Raw genomic sequence first — 523 nt, 5'->3', positions numbered from 1 at the left:
GTGGATGCCTTGGCACTAGGAGCCGAAGAAGGACGTGACAAACGACGATATGCCTTGGGTAGCTGTAAGTAAGCGATGATCCAGGGATTTCCGAATGGGGGAACCCAACAGGTACTACCTGTTACCCGCATCTGTTAAGGATGTGAGGAGGAAGACGCAGTGAACTGAAACATCTAAGTAGCTGCAGGAAGAGAAAGCAAAAGCGATTGCCTTAGTAGCGGCGAGCGAAACGGCAGGAGGGCAAACCGAAGAGTTTACTCTTCGGGGTTGTAGGACTGCAATGTGGACTCAAAGATTATAGAAGAATGATTTGGGAAGATCAGCCAAAGAGAGTAATAGCCTCGTATTTAAAATAGTCTTTGTACCTAGCAGTATCCTGAGTACGGCGGGACACGCGAAATCCCGTCGGAATCTGGGAGGACCATCTCCCAACCCTAAATACTCCCTAGTGACCGATAGTGAACCAGTACCGTGAGGGAAAGGTGAAAAGCACCCCGGGAGGGGAGTGAAATAGAACCTGAAA

1 rRNA gene is annotated in these 523 nt (G+C 49.3%); it reads left to right on the top strand.

The features are described from left to right. Nucleotides 1-523 (top strand): 23S ribosomal RNA (locus tag QM928_RS10015); the annotation flags it as partial.

This window comes from Streptococcus infantis, assembly GCF_047460405.1.
Taxonomy (GTDB): domain Bacteria; phylum Bacillota; class Bacilli; order Lactobacillales; family Streptococcaceae; genus Streptococcus; species Streptococcus infantis_Q.
The sequence above is the reverse complement of the archived record's forward strand: the minus strand, read 5'-3'. Positions and strand labels throughout refer to the sequence as shown.